Below are 17,886 nucleotides of genomic sequence, written 5' to 3' on the forward strand. Positions count from 1 at the left end.
TGCTGCCTTATTTTTACGCAGATATAGTTTTGCGGGGCCATTGTCCAATTTACGCAGTGTCAAACATGGTGGCTGGGGCCGATTCCGGGTTCAGGAAGACGCTTCTCGGCCACGAAATCCGCACCACGGCCCCTTCGCCGAGGCCGCTCGAATTGCGAAAGTCGAGCGTGGCGCCCGAACGTTCGAGCAATGTCTTGGCGATAAACAGGCCGAGCCCGAGGCCGCCTCCGGCTTCCGTGCCCTGGCGTGTCGACATGTAGGGTTCACCGATGCGGTCGATGATCTCGGGCGGGAAACCCGGGCCGTCATCGGTGATCGAGAAGGAGACCGTCGCCTCGTCCCAGCTCCAGCGCACGGTGACGCTCTTGCGGGCGAAATCGACCGCGTTCTCGACCAGATTGCCGAGACCATAGATGACGCCGGGATTGCGGCGCCCGACCGGCTCCGGCCCGGTCCGCTCGCCAGGGCGAAGCTTGATCGAGATGCCGAAGTCGCGATGCGGCGCCGTCACCTCCTCGACCAGCGAGGTCAGTGGCAGGCGGGACAGATGTGCCTCGCCCTCCGACGACAGGCTGGTCAGGCGCTTGAGGATTTCACGGCAACGCTCGCTCTGAGAGCGCAGCAGCTTCACGTCTTCCCCGTATTTCGGATCGCTGCCGAGCGCCTTTTCCATCTCCTTGGCGACGAGCGTGATCGTGGCGAGCGGGGTGCCGAGTTCGTGCGCCGCCGCCGCCGCCAGCCCGTCGAGCGCGGAAAGGTGCTGCTCGCGCTGCAGCACCAGTTCCGTGGCGGCGAGCGCGTTGGCCAATAGCCGGGCTTCGGCGGCCACCCGGAAGGCGTACATGGCGGTGAAGGCAATGGAGGACAGCACCGCCATCCACATGCCGGCGACATAGATGAAGGGCATCACCAGGGGCGCGCCTTCGTACCAGGGCAGCGGCAGATGGCGAAAGACCAGCAAGGTCGCCGCGATCATCACCAGCCCGCCGAGGATGGCGGTGAGGCGAAGGGGCAGCGACGTCGCCGAAATGACGACGGGCACGGTCATCAGCAGCGAGAACGGATTGGTCAGGCCGCCGGTCATGTAGAGCAGGCCGGCAAGCTGCAGGCTGTCGAAGATCAGGATGCCGAAGGCAGCGAACGGCGTGAGCCGGTGCGCGGCCGGAAAGCGAAAGGCCAGAAACAGGTTCATCCAGGCCGAACAGGCGATAAGGGCAAAACATAGACTGACCGGCAGCGGGAATTTCAGGCCGTAGGCGACGACGAGCACCGTCACGCTCTGGCCGACAATGGCCAGCCAGCGCAGCCGGATCAGCGTGTTGAGGCGCAGTCGCTGGCTTTGCTGGAAGTCGGGCGTGTTCAGGATGTTGATCATGGCCATGGATTACAGCCGCAAACCAGCAAAGGCTAGGTCCCGCGCGGCTTGGCGCGGGCGGTGGCGGCGGCGAGCAATGGGTTTTCCGGCCAGACATGCTTGGGATAGCGGCCGCGCATGTCGGCGCGCACATCGGTCCAGGAGCCGCGCCAGAAGCCAGGCAGGTCTCGCGTCGTCTGGATTGGCCGGTGCGCCGGCGACAACAGTTCAAGCGTCAAGGGGACGGTGCCGTTGGCGATCGACGGATGGCGGTCGAGGCCGAACAATTCTTGCACGCGCACCGCCAGAACCGGCCATTCGCCGTCATAGCGGATCGGCACATGGCTGCCCGACGGGGCATCGAAATGAGTCGGCGCCAGTGCTTCGATCTTGCGTTGCAGGTCATGCGGCACGAGCGACGCCAGCCCGGCCGCGACAGTTCCGGGATCGATGGCGGCCAGGGAGGCCGCACCGGACAGAAAAGGCAGCAGCCAGTCGTCGAGGCGCGCGATGAGCGCTTCATCCGACATGTCGGGCCAGGGCTCGCCCAAGCCCTTGTGCAGCCAGGACAGCCGGTGGCGCAGCGTCTGCGCCTCCTTGCTCCAGGTCAGAAGGGAAAGCCCATGCTCGCGCAGGGCCTCGATGATGGCGCGGTCGGCATCGGCGCCGGCCGGCGGCGGCAACATGCGTTCGGCGAGCGTGATGGCGCCAAGGCGCACGGTTTCGCGCACCCGCACGGCGCGCCTGTCGCGATCGAAACTCGTCTGCCGGCGCGTTTCGATCCTGCCGCCAAGTGCTGCCCGGATGTCCTCCTCACTGCTTGCCGCAGCCGCCGTAATGCGGGCATTCTGCGCCTTGCCCTGCAGGTCCGCGACGACCAGAAACGGCTCGCCCGCCAGCGGGTCGCCGGCGTCGAGCATGGCGCCGGAACCGTTGGCCAGCACGAAACGGCCGCGCTCGCCGCGCGCCTTGGCGACGCGGTCCGGCCAGGCGTGGATGAGCAGGGTTCCGGCTGGAACAGCTCCGCTGATCTTCGCACCGCCTACCTGCCTGGCCAGGCGCTCGGCAAGCTGGCGCGCCGATGTGGCACGCGGCGATCTTTCCGTGCGAAAGTGCATCAGTCGCCGTTCGAGGTCGGCACCGTCACCGCCAAGGCCACGCTCGGTCAGCAGCACGGCAAGCATGGCCGCCTCACCACCATGACCGCTGCTGGCCGCCTCGGCGACCATATGCGCCAGCCGGACCGGCAGAGCGAGCTTGCGCATCGCAGCGCCGGCGTCCGTCAGCCGCCCTGCTTCATCGATGGCCCCAAGCGCCCGCAACAGCGCCCGTGCTTCATTGAGCGCGGGAGCCGGCGGCGGATCGAGGAAAGCAAGACTGACTGGATCAGCGACACCGAAGGCGGCGCAGTCGAGCAGCAGACCCGACAGGTCCGCCTCGAGGATTTCCGGGGGTGTGAAGGCGGGAAGTGCCGCCGTCTGCTCGGCACGCCATAGCCGGATAGCGACGCCCGCCTGCGTGCGGCCGGCGCGGCCGGCGCGCTGATCGGCGGAGGCCTTGCTGACGCGCACGGTTTCCAATCTGGTCAGTCCGCTGGCCGGCTCATAGCGCGGCAGCCGCGACAGGCCGGAATCGATGACGACGCGCACGCCGTCGATGGTGATGGAGGTCTCGGCGATGGAGGTCGCCAGCACCACCTTGCGGCGGCCTGGCGGCGCCGGCTTGATCGCCGCGTCCTGCGCCTTGCCGTCGAGCTGGCCATAGAGCGGCACGATATCGGTGTCGGCGCCGACCTTGCCGGCCAGCCGCTCGGCGGTGCGCTCGATCTCGCGCTGGCCGGGCAGGAAAGCAAGCACGCTGCCGCTCTCGTCGGCAAGGGCGGCGCGGATCGCCTTGGCCATGGCGTCCTCGATCGGCACACCGGCCGGCCGCTCGTCGTATCTGACATCGACGGGGAAGGCGCGGCCCTCGCTTTCGATCACCGGCGCGCCCGACAGGAGTTTCGCGACCCGTGCGCCGTCGAGCGTTGCCGACATCACCAGCAGACGCAGATCCGGCCGCAGCGCGCCTTGCACATCGAGGGCAAGAGCGAGACCGAAATCGCCGTCGAGCGAGCGCTCGTGGAATTCGTCGAAGATGACCGCCGAAACGCCGGGCAGTTCAGGCTCGTCGAGAATCATGCGCGCCAGCACGCCCTCGGTGACGACCAGGATTTTCGTCCGCGCCGAGGTGCGGTTTTCCATGCGCATGGCGTAGCCGATGGTGGCGCCGGGCTCTTCCCCCAGCAACTCGGCCATGCGGCGCGCGGCGGCGCGGGCGGCGAGCCGTCGCGGTTCGAGCAAGACGATCTTGCTCGTGCCCAGCCAGGGCGCATCGAGCAGCGCCAACGGCACCAGCGTGGTCTTGCCGGCACCGGGTGGCGCGACCAGCACGGCGCTGTTGCCAGAGCCGAGCGCCTCGCTCAGCGCCGGCAGCACGGCGGATACCGGAAGTTCCGGCAAGGGTTTGGTCGTCATTACGCCCGCATATCAGCGGTCGCGGGCGCCGTGCAACTTTATCGCACCAGGCCTGGTTAGAGCCGTGCGCGGGAAAACGGATTCCAGCGCACCGTGCCCAGCCGCACTTCCTCGCGCACCATGGTCAGCAGGCCCGATCCGCCGACGACGGCGAGGCCGACAAGCGACAGCCAGTCCGGATATTCCCGGAAGAACAGCGCGCCGAGGATGACCGCCCAGACGATCTGCGAATAATGCGTCGGCGCAATCCGGTTGGCCGGAGCGTATTTGGCGGCCAGCAACTGCAGCAATTGTCCACAGGCGGTGAAGGCGCCCGCCATCACCAGCCATGCCAGCTGTTTTCCATCCGGGACGGTGAAGGAGGTCGCGGCGGCACCGATGCCGTTGAACAGCAGCCCATAGCCGATCAGCACGCCGAGCATGGTCGTGCGTTTTTCCTGCTGCGCCAGCGACCGCATCAGGATGACGTTGGTGGCGGCGAGGAAAGCGATGGTGAAAGCAGCAAGGTGACCAAGGTGCAGCTCGCGAAAGCCCGGCCTGACAACCAGCATGACGCCGGCAAAGCCGGCGACCACCGCCAGCCAGCGCCAGGGCCCGACCTTTTCCTTGAGGATCACGGTGGACAGAATGGTGACGCAGAGCGGCGCCAGAAAGATGAGCGCATAGGTCTCGGCCAGCGGAATGGTGGTGAAAGCATAGACGCTGAGCACGCCCGACGCGATGCCGGCCCAGGCTCGCGCCTGCACCGCCCAGGGACGTTTGGCGCGCCAGAAATCACGCCAGCGCTCGTTGGCCGGCCGGCTGAAGAAGAGGAAGCAGCCGGCAAACAAAGTCGAGAAGAAGCCGATCTCGAACACCGTGAATTGGCCGCCCAGGCTCTTGATAACGGCATCGCTGCCCGAATAGCTTGCATAGGCGATCAGGGCGAGCAGGATTCCGTTCGGCACGTTTTTCATTTCCGGGAGAGAAAGTTGAAAATACTGGCGCTCGGTGCCCATCCAGACGACATCGAGATCTTCATGTTCGGTACGATGGCCGCCTATGCCGCGCAAGGCGCAGAACTCACTTTTGCCGTGGCTACCGATGGTGCCAGGGGCGGCAACAGCGATCCCGCTGTTCTGGCTCGTTTCCGGCGCGAGGAGGCAATGGCCGCGGCCGCGCTGCTCGGGGCGGCAGCCCGCTTCCTCGACTTTCCCGATGGCGGGCTGGTGGCCGACGCCGCGCTGATCGATGCACTGAAAACACTGATCAGCGAGATCGGGCCGGATCTTGTGATCACGCACGCGCCCAACGACTATCATGCCGACCACCGCGCGCTGTCGGATGGCGTGCGCATCGCTGCTTCGTTCGGGGTTCCGGTGCTGCATGCCGATACGATGGGCGGCACCGGATTCTCGCCGACGCACTATGTCGATATTTCCGCCCATGCCGACATCAAGGCCAAGGCGATCCGCATGCACCAGTCGCAGGACCCGGACCGCTTCGTTGACATTGCACTGACGCAAAACCTTTTTCGCTCGGGCCAATGCAACGGCGCGCAAGGTTCGCTGGCCGAAGCCTTCCGCTTCGAGCCGACGTTTCCCTTCGGCGACATCCGCGCGCTGCTGCCGCCGGCGCCACCGATCCGGACGGTGATGGTGAGCACCAAACGGGTCGACTGAACCCGCGGACGATCGGCCAGGGGTATCCCGTTCCGCGCTCGTCCGCCTGATGCCCGGCGCTTTTCCCAACATTTTCAGAGACCGGCTTCTGCATGTTGCGGCGCAGCAACGAATTCGCTTGCGTTGTTTAGTAAAAATTGCATCACTAAACAAATTACTAAACATCCGCGATGCGACGACGCCGCCATGTTTGGGCCTCTGAGGAGAGAGGTTGAGGGATCTTGAGACCGTCATCCGGACGTGTTTCGCAAATGGGAGGAAGGCATGAAATCGAGCTTGAAACTGGCGTTGGGACTGACCTCGGCGATCGCAGCGTCGACAGCCGTCTCGAGCGCCGCGCACGCTGAAGACCTGACGCTATGCTGGGCCGCCTGGGACCCGGCCAACGCGCTGGTCGAACTGTCCAAGGATTTCACCAAGGAAACCGGCATCGGCATGAAATTCGAGTTCGTGCCGTGGACCAACTACGCCGACCGTTTCCTCAATGAGCTGAACTCGCATGGCAAGCTCTGCGACCTGATCATCGGCGACAGCCAATGGATCGGCGGCGCGGCCGAGAACGGCCATTACGTCAAGCTGAACGACTTCTTCGACAAGGAGAAGATCAGCATGGACGACTTCGTGCCGGCGACCGTCGTCGGCTATTCGGAATGGCCGAAGAACACGCCCAACTACTGGGCGCTGCCGGCCATGGGCGACGTCGTCGGCTGGACCTACCGCAAGGACTGGTTCTCCAAGCCCGAACTGCAGAAGGAATTCAAGGAGAAGTATGGCTGGGACCTCGGCCCGCCGGCCACTTTCGACCAGCTGAAGCAGATCGCCGAATTTTTCCAGAAGCGGCAGGTCGACGGCAAGACGGTCTATGGCGCCTCGATCTACACCGAGCGCGGCTCGGAAGGCATCACCATGGGCGCCATGGACGTGCTCTACAGCTACGGCTTCCAATACGAGAACCCGAAGAAGCCTTACGAGATGGAAGGCTTCGTCAATTCGCCAGACGCCGTCAAAGGCCTGGAATTCTACAAGGCGCTCTACGATTGCTGCACCCCTCCGGGCGCCTCGAACAGCTACATGGGCGAAGGCGTCGATGCCTTCAAATCCGGCCAGGTGGCGATGCACATGAACTTCGCCTTCACATGGCCGGGCCTGCAGAAGGACGAGAATGTCGGCGGCGACAAGATCGGCTATTTCGTCAATCCAAAGGGTCCCGGCGGCGCCCAGTTCGCCCAGCTCGGCGGCCAGGGTATTTCGGTGGTCTCCTATTCCGACAAGCAGGAATCGGCGCTGAAATACATCAAGTGGTTCGCCAACAAGGACGTCCAGGCCAAATGGTGGTCGCTCGGCGGTTATTCCTGCCTCAACGCGGTGGTCAAGGACCCGAAATTCCCGGCCAGCCAGCCCTATGCGCAAACCTTCCTCGACTCGATGGCGATCGTGAAGGACTTCTGGGCCGAGCCGAGCTACGCACCACTGCTGCAAGCCTCGCAGAAGCGCTTCCATGACTATGTCGTGGCCGGCCAGGGTTCGGCCAAGGATGCGCTCGACGGCCTGGTCAAGGACTGGACGCAGGTCTTCCAGGACGACGGCAAGATGTAGCCGCGACAACCGCAAGGCTCCTCCCGAGCCATGACCCCGCGTCCCGTGCCGCCCTTGGCACGGGACGCGGTTCAGATAAATTCCATGACAGAGACGAACGAAGTGACCGAAGCAAGACTGACCATGCTCAATCGGACCGCGGAGACCGTTGCCCGGGCGACCCCGGAACCGTTGGCCCGCAAGGTCCGGGGCATCAGCGACAAGGGCCTCGCCTGGCTGTTCATCTCGCCGACGATCCTGTTGCTGCTCGCCATCAACATCTTCCCGCTGTTCTGGGCGATCTACCTGTCGTTCACCAATTTTCGCGCGAACCGGCCAAACGAGGTGGTGAAGAACCTCGGCTTCGCCAATTACCAGCGCATCCTTGGCGACCAGGACATCTGGATCGCCATGCAGACGACGGCGCATTTCGTGTTCTGGACCATCCTCTTGCAGACGCTGATCGGCTTCACGCTGGCCTGGCTGATCGACCGCAAGTTTCGCGGCCACGCTTTCTGGACGACGCTGATCCTGGTGCCGATGATGCTGTCGCCGGCGGTGGTCGGTAATTTCTGGCGCTTCCTCTACGAGCCGCAGATCGGCCTGTTTTCCTATGTCATCTCGTTCGTGTCGGGCATTCCGCCGACAAGCATCCAGATGCTTTCCAACGTCTCGCTGGCGCCGTGGTCGATCATCATCGTCGATACCTGGATGTGGACGCCCTACGTGATGCTGATCTGCCTCGCGGGCCTGCGCTCGATCCCCGAATATATTTATGAAGCGGCCGAGGTCGACCGCGCCTCCAACTGGCGGCAGTTCTGGTCGATCACGCTGCCGATGGCGCTGCCCTTCATCATGCTGGCGGTGCTGTTTCGCGGCATCGAGAACTTCAAGATGTTCGACATGGTCAACCTGCTCACCGGCGGCGGGCCGGGCTCGACCACCGAAGTCGCCTCGATCACGCTGAAACGGCAGGCCTTCGAGAGCTGGCGTACCGGCTATTCCTCTGCCTTCGCCATCATCCTGTTCGTCGCGGTGTTCGGTCTCGCCAACATCTACGTCAAGGCGCTCAACAAGGTGAAGCAGAGATGAGCCTGACCACAGCCCATTCGGTCGTCGCGCCCTCGTCGAATTCGAAGCGCATCGCCGGCGCCATCATCATCGCCTACGCGTTGATCTCGATCGTGCCGCTCTTGTGGATCTTCGCCACCAGCTTCAAGACGCCGCCGGATTCGATCGCCTACCCGCCCAAGATCGTGTTCCAGCCGAGCATCGAGGGCTACTGCAACCTGTTCACGACGCGCACCAGGCAGACGCCTGAATATATCAACTCGCTCGGACCGGCGACGGGCTTCTGCGACGAGACCGTGCGCAAGCGCAACATGGTGATCGCCGGACCATCCAACTTCCTGCCGCGCTTCATCAATTCGCTGATCATCGCCTTCGGCTCGACCTTCTGCGCCGTCTTTCTCGGCACATTGTCGGCCTACGGCTTCTCGCGCTTCAAGGTGCCGCTCGCCGACGACCTTCTGTTCTTCATCCTGTCGACACGCTTCATGCCGCCGATCGCGGTCGCCATTCCCATCTACCTGATGTACCGCGAGCTTGGCCTGTCGGACACCGCCCTCGGCATGATCCTGCTCTACACGGCGGTCAACGTGTCGCTCGCGGTGTGGCTGCTCAAGGGCTTCATCGACGAAATCCCGCGCGAATATGAGGAAGCGGCGATGATCGACGGTTACACGCGGCTGCAGGCCTTCTGGCGCACCGTGCTGCCGCAGGCGACCACCGGCATTGCCGCCACGGCGATCTTCTGCCTGATCTTCGCCTGGAACGAATATGCCTTCGCCGCACTGCTGACTTCCGGCACGGCACAAACAGCGCCGCCCTTCATCCCGACCATCATAGGCGAAGGCGGCCAGGACTGGCCGGCCGTGGCGGCCGGCACGACGATCTTCCTGGTGCCGATCCTGGTCTTCACCATCCTGCTCCGCAAGCAATTGCTGCGCGGCATCACCTTCGGTGCGGTGCGCAAATGATTAGTGTGGGAATAAGTCGCCCCCCACTCCGTCGAGCTTCGCTCGACACCTCTCCCACGATTGATGGGGTAGAGGAAGGGCGCGAACTTGATTCAGCCAGGCTCCCTTCCTCCCCCTCCGGAGGGGGGAGAGGTGGCGCAGCGGAGCAGCGACGGAGTGGGGGAACCACCTGGCAACCATCTCTCCCTTTGAACGGGGAAAAGGGAGGACGCTACGCATGAGGCGCCCCGCCATCTCCAGGAAATCGCGCTGGCCCCGCTGGGCCAGGCGCGGGTTGATGGAAAACATTGCCACGGCGCTGATCGCCATCGGCTTCCTGATGCTGTTCCAGCCCTTCGCGCTGTCGCTCTACACCTATTCCTTCATCACCATGCTCGCCGGCACGGTGATGTTCATCACCGTCTCGAAGTTCCCGGAATAATCATGGCCGAAATTCGCGTCCAACATCTGAGAAAGGCCTTCGGCGATTTCGTCGCCGTCCAGGATTCCAACTTCGTCGTCGAGGACGGCGAGTTCTTCGTCATGCTGGGGCCATCGGGCTGCGGCAAGACGACGACACTGAGAATGATCGCCGGGCTCGAACTGCCGACCGGCGGCCAGATCCTGCTCGGCGGCGACGACGTCACCATGCTCAGGGCCCGCGAGCGCGACATCGCATTCGTCTTCCAGCTGTTCGCGCTCTATCCGCACATGAATGTGCGCAAGAACATCGGTTTTCCGCTCTTGGCGCAAGGCATGCCCTCGGCCGAGATCCGCACCCGCGTCGAGGAGACGGCGAAGCTTCTGCGCATCGACCATCTACTCAACAAATCCGTATCCGGTCTTGCCGGCGGCGACCGCCAGCGCGTCGCGCTCGGCCGCGCCATCGTGAGGCGGCCGAAATGCTTCCTGATGGACGAGCCACTCGGCACGCTCGATACCGAATTCCGTGACCTGATGGTCCATGAGCTGCGCGAACTGCACAACCGCATCCACGCGACGACCGTGTACGTCACACATGACCAGATGGAAGCGATGTCGATGGCCGACAAGATCGCGGTGATGAACCACGGCGTCATCGAGCAGTTCGGCACGCCCCGCGAGATCTACGACCGCCCCGCTACCATGTTCGTGGCCGACTTCATCGGCTCGCCGCCGATGAATTTTTTGAAATTTGGCGGTGGACTCACAAAAGGCGCTAAGGAGGTGGTCGTCCAAGGGGCGACAGTGGCAGTGCCAGAGGTGCGCGAGGACGTAGCACCTGCCGACATGGCGCTCGGCATTCGCCCCGAACACATCCGCTTCGACGATGCATCCAAGCTGCGCGGCGCCATCTACGGCACCGAATATCTCGGCACCACCCAGATCGTCGCGGTGGAAACGGCGGACGGCATCATCAAGGCGCGGGTGCCGGCCGAAATCCGGCTCAATGCTGGCGACCATGTCGGCCTGACTCTAAACAGCGCGCGGCTGTCGCTGTTCGAAAAAGGCTCCGGGCGCGCGGTGAGAACGGCGATCCACGACACCGCCTCTCAGGGGAGAGCGCAGCATGGCTGACGTGCACATCAAAGGCGTGACCAAAAGCTTCGGCGACCATGTCGCCGTCAGCGGGCTCGACCTGCATATATCGGACGGCGAATTCGTCGTGCTCTTGGGGCCGACCGGCGCCGGCAAGACGACCACACTGCGGCTGATTGCAGGGCTGGAACGGCCGGATGCAGGCACGATCGAGATCGGCGGCCACAATGCCACGACCCTTTCGCCGGCCGAGCGCGACACAGCCTTCGTCTTCCAGCAATATTCGCTCTATCCGCATCTGTCGGTGTTCGACAATCTCGCCTTCCCACTGCGCTCGCCGGCGCGGAAAATACCGGGAGACCAAATCCGCCGCCGGGTCGAGGAGGTCGCGAAGATGGTGCGCATCCATCACAAGCTTGCCAACCGTTCGACCAAATTGTCGGGCGGCGAAATGCAGCGTGTCGCCATCGGCCGCGCGCTGGTGCGCAAGCCTTCCATCTACCTGATGGACGAGCCGCTGTCATCGCTCGACGCCAAGCTGCGCGCGGATCTCAGGCTCGAATTGAAGCGCATCCAGTCCGAGCTCGGTGCCACCATGCTCTACGTCACGCACGACCAGATCGAGGCGATGACCATGGCCGATCGCATCGGCATCCTCGCCGACGGCGTGCTGGTGCAGATCGGTTCACCACGAACCATTTATTCGGAACCGGCAAATCTGCATGTCGCTGCAAGGCTCGGCCAGCCCGCGATCAATCTTTTGCCGACGGGGCTACTTCCCGATGGCGGCGCGCCGGCCGGCACCAGGACAATCGGCGCGCGCACCGAGCACCTGGCGATCGAGAAGGCCGTGAATGGCCATGCTGATGGCGTCGTCGACTGGGTCGAGCATCTCGGCGATCAGAACCATCTGCACGTGACGGTGGGGCCGAAGAAGCTGGTGACGCTGACCGATCCCGACACCGATCTGGCGCAAGGCGACAAGGTGGTGATCCGCTACCGCTCGCCGCTCTATTTCGGCGCCGACGGACAACGATTGATGTGAGCGGCTTCGGCGCCCGCCAAGGCGACGCCGGCTTCCGATTGAGATTGCGAATACGGGACGAGTTCGATGAAGCACTTTTTCAACCACAGGGAAACGATCGTCACCGAGGCCCTGGACGGCCTGTTGCGCACCATTGGCTCAGGCGACCTCGCGCGCCTCGACGGGTATCCCGAGATCAAGGTCGTGCTGCGCGCCGATTGGGACAAGTCCAAGGTTGCCGTCGTCTCCGGCGGCGGCGCCGGGCACGAGCCGTCGCATGCCGGCTTCGTCGGCAAAGGCATGCTGACGGCGGCGGTCTCGGGCGAGATATTCGCCTCGCCGAGCGTCGAAGCGGTTATGGCGGCCATTCGCGCGGTCACCGGACCAGCCGGTTGCCTGCTGATCGTCAAGAACTACACCGGCGACCGGCTCAATTTCGGCCTCGCTGCCGAGAAGGCGCGCGCCGAAGGTTTTGCCGTCGAGATGGTGATCGTCGCCGACGACATCGCGCTGCCCGACATCGCCCAGCCGCGCGGCGTTGCCGGCACATTATTCGTGCACAAGATAACAGGCCACCTGTCGGAAGCCGGCAAGGACCTGGCATCCGTCGCGGCGGCCGCGCGTGCGGCGGCAAAGGATATCATCTCGCTCGGAATGTCGTTGTCGTCCTGCTCCATTCCCGGCCATCCGCACGAGGACAGGTTTGGCGAAAACGATGGCGAGCTCGGCCTCGGCATCCACGGCGAGCCGGGCGTCGAGCGCATCGCGGTGCAGAGTGCCGATAAGCTGGTGGCTGTCATGGCGGAGCGCCTCGCGGGGCGGCTCGACACGAAGGCCGATCATGCCTTGCTGATCAACAATCTCGGCTCCGTGCCGCCGCTCGAAATGTCGCTGGTTGCCAATGCGGTGCTTGCCTCACCGCTGGCAAAGACAGTGAAGTTCACAACCGGTCCCGGATCGTTGATGACGGCACTCAACATGAACGGGTTCTCGCTGTCGCTGATCCGACTCGATGCGGCACGCGAGGCCGCCTTGCTGGCGCCGGTCGGCCCGCACGCCTGGATGCCCGCCAAGCCGCTCGTTGCGCCCGCTGTCGTACCGATGGCGAAAGCAGCCGGACAAAGCGCGGCACACAGGGCCAGCCAGGATGCCGGCACCAGGCGCTTGATCGTCACGGTCTGCGAGAAGCTGATTTCGCTCGAAGCGGCATTGAACGGACTGGACGCCAAGGCGGGCGACGGCGACACCGGCTCGACGGTGGCGACGGGCGCACGAAGCGTTCTTGATCGGCTCGACACGCTGCCGCTTGCCGACCCCGCGGCGACCCTAGGTGCAGTGGGCGACATATTGAGCGCATCGATGGGCGGCTCCAGCGGGGTGCTGCTGTCGATCTTTTTCACGGCGGCCGGACGGGCCCTGGACGCTGGCGCCAGTGTGCCCAAGGCCCTGCTCGCCGGGCTTGAACGCATGACCTTCTACGGTGGCGCCAAACCCGGCGATCGCACCATGGTCGATGCGCTGGAGCCGGCCTTGAAGGCCTTCGACGGCAACGGCCTTGGCGACGCGGCGACAGCAGCCCGGCGCGGTGCGGAGGCCACCGCGGCCATGGAGAAGGCAAAAGCCGGGCGGTCCGCCTATGTCGGTGCCGGATTGCAGGGCGTGGTCGATCCGGGTGCTCATGCCGTGGCAGAGGTGTTCGCGGCGGCCGCCACACTGCTTGTCACGGCCTGACGCATGCACCAGTTGTCGAACGACCGCTCTTTCGCTACTGCCGGCAAGGTGCAAACCGGGAATTCGGGCGACATGACGGCGCTGGACCTTTCGAGGCTTATCACGGCCGCCGCGGATGCGATTGCCGCGCACGCCGAGGAACTGACCGCGCTCGACCAGGCGATCGGCGACGGCGACCACGGGCTGAACATGAAGCGCGGCTTCGACGCCGTACGGGCCGAGGCCGACGTGTTCGCCGCGAAGCCGTTGCCGGACGCCCTGAAGGCAATTGGCACCAAGCTGGTGATGACGGTGGGCGGCGCTTCCGGCCCGTTGTTCGGCACGCTGTTCATGGCGCTCGGCAAGGAGATTTCGGCGGAACCCGACCGCGCCAATCTGTCGGTTGCCTTCGGCAAGGCGATCGAAGCGGTGGCCGCGCGCGGCAAGTCGCAGGTAGGACAAAAAACCATGCTCGATGTGCTGCGGCCGGTGCATGATGCCTTGGCCGGGGGAAGGACGGCGGCTGAAATAGCCAACGTCGCCGACGCCGCGGCCGAAGCCACCGTGCCGATGAAGGCACTGCGCGGCCGCGCCTCGTTCCTCGGAGACCGCTCGATCGGCCATATGGATGCCGGCGCGCGCTCGACCGCGCTGCTGGTGCGCACGCTGGCGCAAATCATCGGGGGCAAGGCATGAGCAATGTCGGGATCGTGATCGTATCGCATTCGCCGCTGGTCGCCGAGGGCACGGCCGACATGGTACGCCAAATGGTCGGCGACGAGGTGCCGCTTGCGTGGTGCGGCGGAAACGGCCATGGCGGGCTCGGCACCAATGTCGAGGCGATCATGGGCGCCATCGACAAGGCCTGGTCGGACGCCGGCGTCGCCATTCTTGTCGATCTCGGCGGCGCCGAGACCAATTCGGAAATGGCGGTGGAATTGATCGGCGAGCCGCGTGCGCACAAAATCATCGTCTGCAACGCGCCGATCGTCGAGGGCGCGGTGATGGCGGCGACCGAGGCATCCGGCGGCGCCTCGCTCCGGGAAGTGGTGGCGACGGCGCACGAATTGTCGCCGTCGTGAGCGAATGGGATTTTTGAACACATGTCCGCAACCGCCGAAGCGACCGTCCTGATCACCCACGATGTGGGCCTGCACGCGCGTCCTTCGGTGAAGTTCACCAAGCTCGCCAAGAGCTTTGCCGCCGAGGTGGAGATTGCACTCGCCGCCAACGGCCCATGGTTCGATGCAAAAAGCATCGTCAAGGTGATGGCGGCCAAGGCGCCGAAGGGCACGGTGCTGCACATCAGGGCCAATGGCGATGGTGCCGATGATGCTATCCGGGCGCTGGTCGAACTGGTGCAGCGCGATTTCGACGAGGACGCCGGCCATGTCCGCTCGGCTTGAGGCCGATCCGCGCCTGCGCTCACCCGCTGGGAACGCGTGCCATGCGTATTGAGGGTGTTCCTGCCTCGGCCGGCTATGCCGAGGGACCTCTGTTCGACCTCGGCCAGCCCGCGAGCATTTACGTTAGCAAGGCAAGCTCCGTCGAGGAGAGGACGTCCCTGCAGGCCGCGATCGGCAAGGCGGTGAACCGGCTCGTGGCCATGGTCGGAACCGCCGAGAAAGATGCGGCCGACATACTCGAATTCCACATCGCCATGCTGGAAGACGACGCGCTGAGCGGGCCGGCCTTCGCATCGATCGCTTCCGGAACACCCGCCGACACGGCCTGGCGGCAGGCGCTCGATGCCGAGATCGCCGGCTACGAGGCTTCGGACCAGGATTATTTCCGCGCCCGCGCCACGGACGTTCGGGATATCAGGGACCAGGTGCTGCGTGCCCTGACCGAGGACAGTGACCAAGCCGCGCCGTCCGGCGCCATCCTCTACGGCGAGGACATCGCGCCGACGCGCTTTCTCGAAACCGACTGGAGCCATGGCGGCGGCATCGCTCTGAAGGCAGGCAGCACCGCCAGCCATGTCGCCATGCTGGCGCGCTCGCGTGGCGTGCCGATGGTCGTGGGCCTGCGCGAGCCGCTCACCGCCGTTGCCGACATGGCACTGCTCGACGCGGAGCACGGCAACATCGTCCTGGCGCCCTCGCCGGCCGAGATCGGCTCGTTCCGGCAGTCATCCTCTTCCTTCACCGCCGGCCAGGGTAAGGCACGGACTTTTCTGGCGCGGCCGGCCGTGACAAAAACCGGCACGGCGGTGCGCGTACAGGTCAATATCGCCGATCCTGGGGATGTCGATGCCATCGACATCGCGACCTGCGACGGTGTCGGCCTGATGCGCACCGAATTCCTGTTCGGCAAGACGCTGCCGGATGAGGAGACGCAGTATCGTGCCTATCGCAAGGTGCTGGAATGGGCCGGCGAAAAGCCGGTGACGGTCCGTACCGTCGATGCCGGCGGCGACAAGCCGGTGCCAGGCTTCACCGTCGAGGAAGGCAATCCATTCCTTGGCCTGCGCGGCATCAGGCTGTCGCTGGCCAGGCCCGACATATTCCGGATTCAAATCAGGGCATTGCTGCGCGCCGCGCCGCACGGCAATCTCAAAATCATGTTTCCGATGATCGCCACATCAGCAGAGTATGAGAGCGCCGCCGCCCTGTTCGCCGAGGAGCGGGTAGCCCTTGCCGCGCGCGGCATCGCGCAAAAAATGCCGCCGCTCGGCATCATGGTCGAAGTGCCCTCGGTGGCCATCGCGCCGGAGGCGTTTACCGGCGTCGCCTTCCTGTCGATCGGTTCCAACGATCTGACGCAATATGTGATGGCGGCCGCGCGCGACAATGCCGCTGTGGCACACCTGAATTCAGTCCGCCATCCTGCGGTGTTGAGGCTGATCGCCTCGGTCGCGGCCTTTGGACGGGAGACCGGGATTGCCGTCAGCCTGTGCGGCGATGCCGGCGGCGACCCGGCCTCTATTCCCTCGCTGCTGGAAGCCGGTCTGCGCGATCTTTCCGTGGCGCCGGCGCAACTCGCCATGGCCAAGGCGGCCATAGCCGACGTTCCGGTCTAGGCACGGCAGGCATGGCCGACATCAAACCCGAACCCGGTTCCGAAGAAGCGATCCGCGCCTACAAGACGATCCTGTCGCAGGTTATCGACCAGCGGCCGTCCGGCATGCGCCAGCGGCTCGCCGATGCGCTTGGCAAGCACCGCAGCTTCGTCACGCAGATTTCGAGCCCGAGCTACTCGATTCCCATTCCGTCGAAACATCTGCCGGCCATCTTTTCCGTCTGCCATTTCAGCCAGGCCGAGCGGGACCAGTTTCTTGCCGCCTATCACCAGGCACATCCCGGGAAGATCTCGGTCGCCGCGGGCGCGCGCAAGACAAGGCACGTTTCGCTCATCGTGCCGGATTTCGGCGACGACAAGCAGAATGCGGCGCTCGACCGAGCGATCAACGAATTCATCCAGAAGGTCACCAGCATCACCGGCAAGAGCGGCTGAACGACCCTTGATGCTGGCTATTTCGGGAGGAGACGGCCGTGAAGAAATTCATGAACTCGGTGGACACGGTACTGACCGAGAGCCTTGACGGTTTCGCGGCCGCCCATGCCGACATCCTTGTGCTTGGCGAGGAGCACAAATTCATCCGCCGCAAGATGCTCAAGCCGGGCAAGGTGGCGCTGATCTCCGGCGGCGGCTCCGGCCACGAGCCGCTGCATGGCGGCTTTGTCGGCCGTGGCATGCTGGACGCCGCCTGTCCCGGCCAGGTGTTCACCTCGCCGACACCGGATCAGATGCTGGCGGCCGCGCAAGCCGTCGACACCGGCGCCGGCTGCCTGTTCATCGTCAAGAACTACGAAGGCGACGTGATGAACTTCGAGATGGCGGCGGAGATGTCCGATGGCGTGCTGCAGGTCGTCACCAATGACGACGTCGCCGTCGAGAATTCGTCCTACACAACCGGGCGGCGCGGCGTGGCGGGTACGCTGGTGGTGGAAAAGATCGTTGGCGCCGCCGCCGAGCACGGGGTGGCGTTGCCGGCGTTGAAGGCGCTGGGTGACCGCGTCAACGACGCCACCCGCTCGATGGGCGTGGCATTGACCAGCGGCACCGTGCCGGCTGCCGGCAAACCGACCTTCGACATCGGCGAAGGCGAGATGGAATTCGGCGTCGGCATCCATGGCGAGCCCGGCCGCCGGCGCGACAGGCTGAAAAGCGCCGATGCAATTGTCGAAGAAATCTGCGCTGCGATCCTGGGCGATCTCGACGACAGGGCGAAAGGACCCGCGCTGCTGTTCGTCAACGGCTTCGGCGGCACGCCGCTGATGGAGCTCTATCTGATGTACAACAGCGCCCGCCGGATTTTCGAGCAACATGGCGTGACGGTTACCCGGTCGCTGGTCGGCACCTATGTCACCTCGCTCGACATGGCCGGCTGCTCGATCACGCTGAGCCTGCTCGACGACGAACTGACGGAATGGTGGGACGCACCTGTCCACACCGCCGCGCTGCGCTGGGGCGTGTAAGGCTGGCTTCAGCCGCCCTTTTCTGCAAC

General features: G+C 64.7%; 17 protein-coding genes. 14 read left to right on the forward strand and 3 right to left on the reverse strand.

The genetic code is table 11. The features are described 5' to 3' along the window. Positions 1-49: 49 nt before the first annotated feature. Genes MESAU_RS01015 through MESAU_RS01025 form a run of 3 tightly spaced genes read right to left on the reverse strand, consistent with a single transcriptional unit; the run spans position 50 to position 4,817 of the window. Positions 50-1,381, reverse strand: coding sequence for an ActS/PrrB/RegB family redox-sensitive histidine kinase (locus tag MESAU_RS01015; protein WP_015314186.1), 1,332 nt, complete (start codon positions 1,379-1,381; stop codon positions 50-52). A 26-nt stretch (positions 1,382-1,407) separates the two neighbouring features. Beyond that, the gene (gene hrpB, locus MESAU_RS01020; RefSeq protein WP_015314187.1) at positions 1,408-3,870 is read right to left on the reverse strand and encodes an ATP-dependent helicase HrpB; all 2,463 of its coding nucleotides are present in this window, start codon (positions 3,868-3,870) and stop codon (positions 1,408-1,410) included. A gap of 56 nt (positions 3,871-3,926) precedes the next feature. Further along, positions 3,927-4,817: a DMT family transporter gene (locus MESAU_RS01025; RefSeq protein ID WP_023772505.1), complete on the reverse strand. Its 891-nt coding sequence runs from the start codon at positions 4,815-4,817 to the stop codon at positions 3,927-3,929. Between the two features lie 24 nt (positions 4,818-4,841). Between MESAU_RS01025 and MESAU_RS01030 the strand changes: the two genes are divergently transcribed. From MESAU_RS01030 to dhaK, 14 genes are all read left to right on the forward strand, one after another. Beyond that, entirely contained in the window at positions 4,842-5,531 is a 690-nt protein-coding gene (locus MESAU_RS01030; protein ID WP_015314189.1) for a PIG-L deacetylase family protein, read from the forward strand. A gap of 264 nt (positions 5,532-5,795) precedes the next feature. Beyond that, positions 5,796-7,127 (forward strand): ABC transporter substrate-binding protein, encoded by a 1,332-nt coding sequence (locus MESAU_RS01035; RefSeq protein ID WP_015314190.1) that lies wholly within the window; start codon positions 5,796-5,798, stop codon positions 7,125-7,127. A gap of 123 nt (positions 7,128-7,250) precedes the next feature. Then, positions 7,251-8,198, forward strand: coding sequence for a carbohydrate ABC transporter permease (locus tag MESAU_RS01040; RefSeq protein WP_041163577.1), 948 nt, complete (start codon positions 7,251-7,253; stop codon positions 8,196-8,198). Next, complete coding sequence (locus tag MESAU_RS01045) at positions 8,195-9,145, forward strand: carbohydrate ABC transporter permease (RefSeq protein WP_015314192.1); 951 nt, start codon at positions 8,195-8,197, stop codon at positions 9,143-9,145. The genes MESAU_RS01040 and MESAU_RS01045 overlap by 4 nt, the downstream gene beginning before the upstream one ends. A 217-nt stretch (positions 9,146-9,362) precedes the next feature. Next, positions 9,363-9,566 carry a hypothetical protein gene (locus MESAU_RS01050; protein WP_015314193.1) on the forward strand — a complete coding sequence of 68 codons (204 nt, stop codon included), beginning with the start codon at positions 9,363-9,365 and terminating at the stop codon, positions 9,564-9,566. Positions 9,567-9,568: 2 nt separating this feature from the next. Next, positions 9,569-10,681, forward strand: coding sequence for an ABC transporter ATP-binding protein (locus tag MESAU_RS01055; RefSeq protein WP_015314194.1), 1,113 nt, complete (start codon positions 9,569-9,571; stop codon positions 10,679-10,681). Continuing rightward, on the forward strand, positions 10,674-11,687 hold the full coding sequence (locus MESAU_RS01060; protein ID WP_015314195.1) for an ABC transporter ATP-binding protein: 1,014 nt from the start codon (positions 10,674-10,676) through the stop codon (positions 11,685-11,687). Before MESAU_RS01055 ends, MESAU_RS01060 begins: the two co-directional genes overlap by 8 nt. 66 nt (positions 11,688-11,753) lie before the next feature. After that, positions 11,754-13,397, forward strand: coding sequence for a dihydroxyacetone kinase subunit DhaK (locus tag MESAU_RS01065; RefSeq protein WP_015314196.1), 1,644 nt, complete (start codon positions 11,754-11,756; stop codon positions 13,395-13,397). Between the two features lie 72 nt (positions 13,398-13,469). Beyond that, on the forward strand, positions 13,470-14,072 hold the full coding sequence (dhaL, locus tag MESAU_RS01070; protein WP_041163578.1) for a dihydroxyacetone kinase subunit DhaL: 603 nt from the start codon (positions 13,470-13,472) through the stop codon (positions 14,070-14,072). Beyond that, positions 14,069-14,458: a dihydroxyacetone kinase phosphoryl donor subunit DhaM gene (dhaM, locus tag MESAU_RS01075; protein WP_015314198.1), complete on the forward strand. Its 390-nt coding sequence runs from the start codon at positions 14,069-14,071 to the stop codon at positions 14,456-14,458. Before dhaL ends, dhaM begins: the two co-directional genes overlap by 4 nt. A gap of 21 nt (positions 14,459-14,479) precedes the next feature. Beyond that, positions 14,480-14,782, forward strand: coding sequence for an HPr family phosphocarrier protein (locus MESAU_RS01080; RefSeq protein WP_015314199.1), 303 nt, complete (start codon positions 14,480-14,482; stop codon positions 14,780-14,782). 41 nt (positions 14,783-14,823) lie between these two features. After that, a complete protein-coding gene (gene ptsP / locus MESAU_RS01085; RefSeq protein ID WP_015314200.1) occupies positions 14,824-16,398 on the forward strand; it encodes a phosphoenolpyruvate--protein phosphotransferase in 1,575 nt (524 codons plus the stop codon). Between the two features lie 11 nt (positions 16,399-16,409). Beyond that, on the forward strand, positions 16,410-16,832 hold the full coding sequence (locus tag MESAU_RS01090) for a hypothetical protein (RefSeq protein WP_015314201.1): 423 nt from the start codon (positions 16,410-16,412) through the stop codon (positions 16,830-16,832). Between the two features lie 38 nt (positions 16,833-16,870). Further along, positions 16,871-17,857 (forward strand): dihydroxyacetone kinase subunit DhaK, encoded by a 987-nt coding sequence (gene dhaK, locus MESAU_RS01095; RefSeq protein ID WP_015314202.1) that lies wholly within the window; start codon positions 16,871-16,873, stop codon positions 17,855-17,857. The last annotated feature ends 29 nt before the right edge of the window (positions 17,858-17,886 follow it).

The organism is Mesorhizobium australicum WSM2073, assembly GCF_000230995.2.
Taxonomy (GTDB): domain Bacteria; phylum Pseudomonadota; class Alphaproteobacteria; order Rhizobiales; family Rhizobiaceae; genus Mesorhizobium; species Mesorhizobium australicum.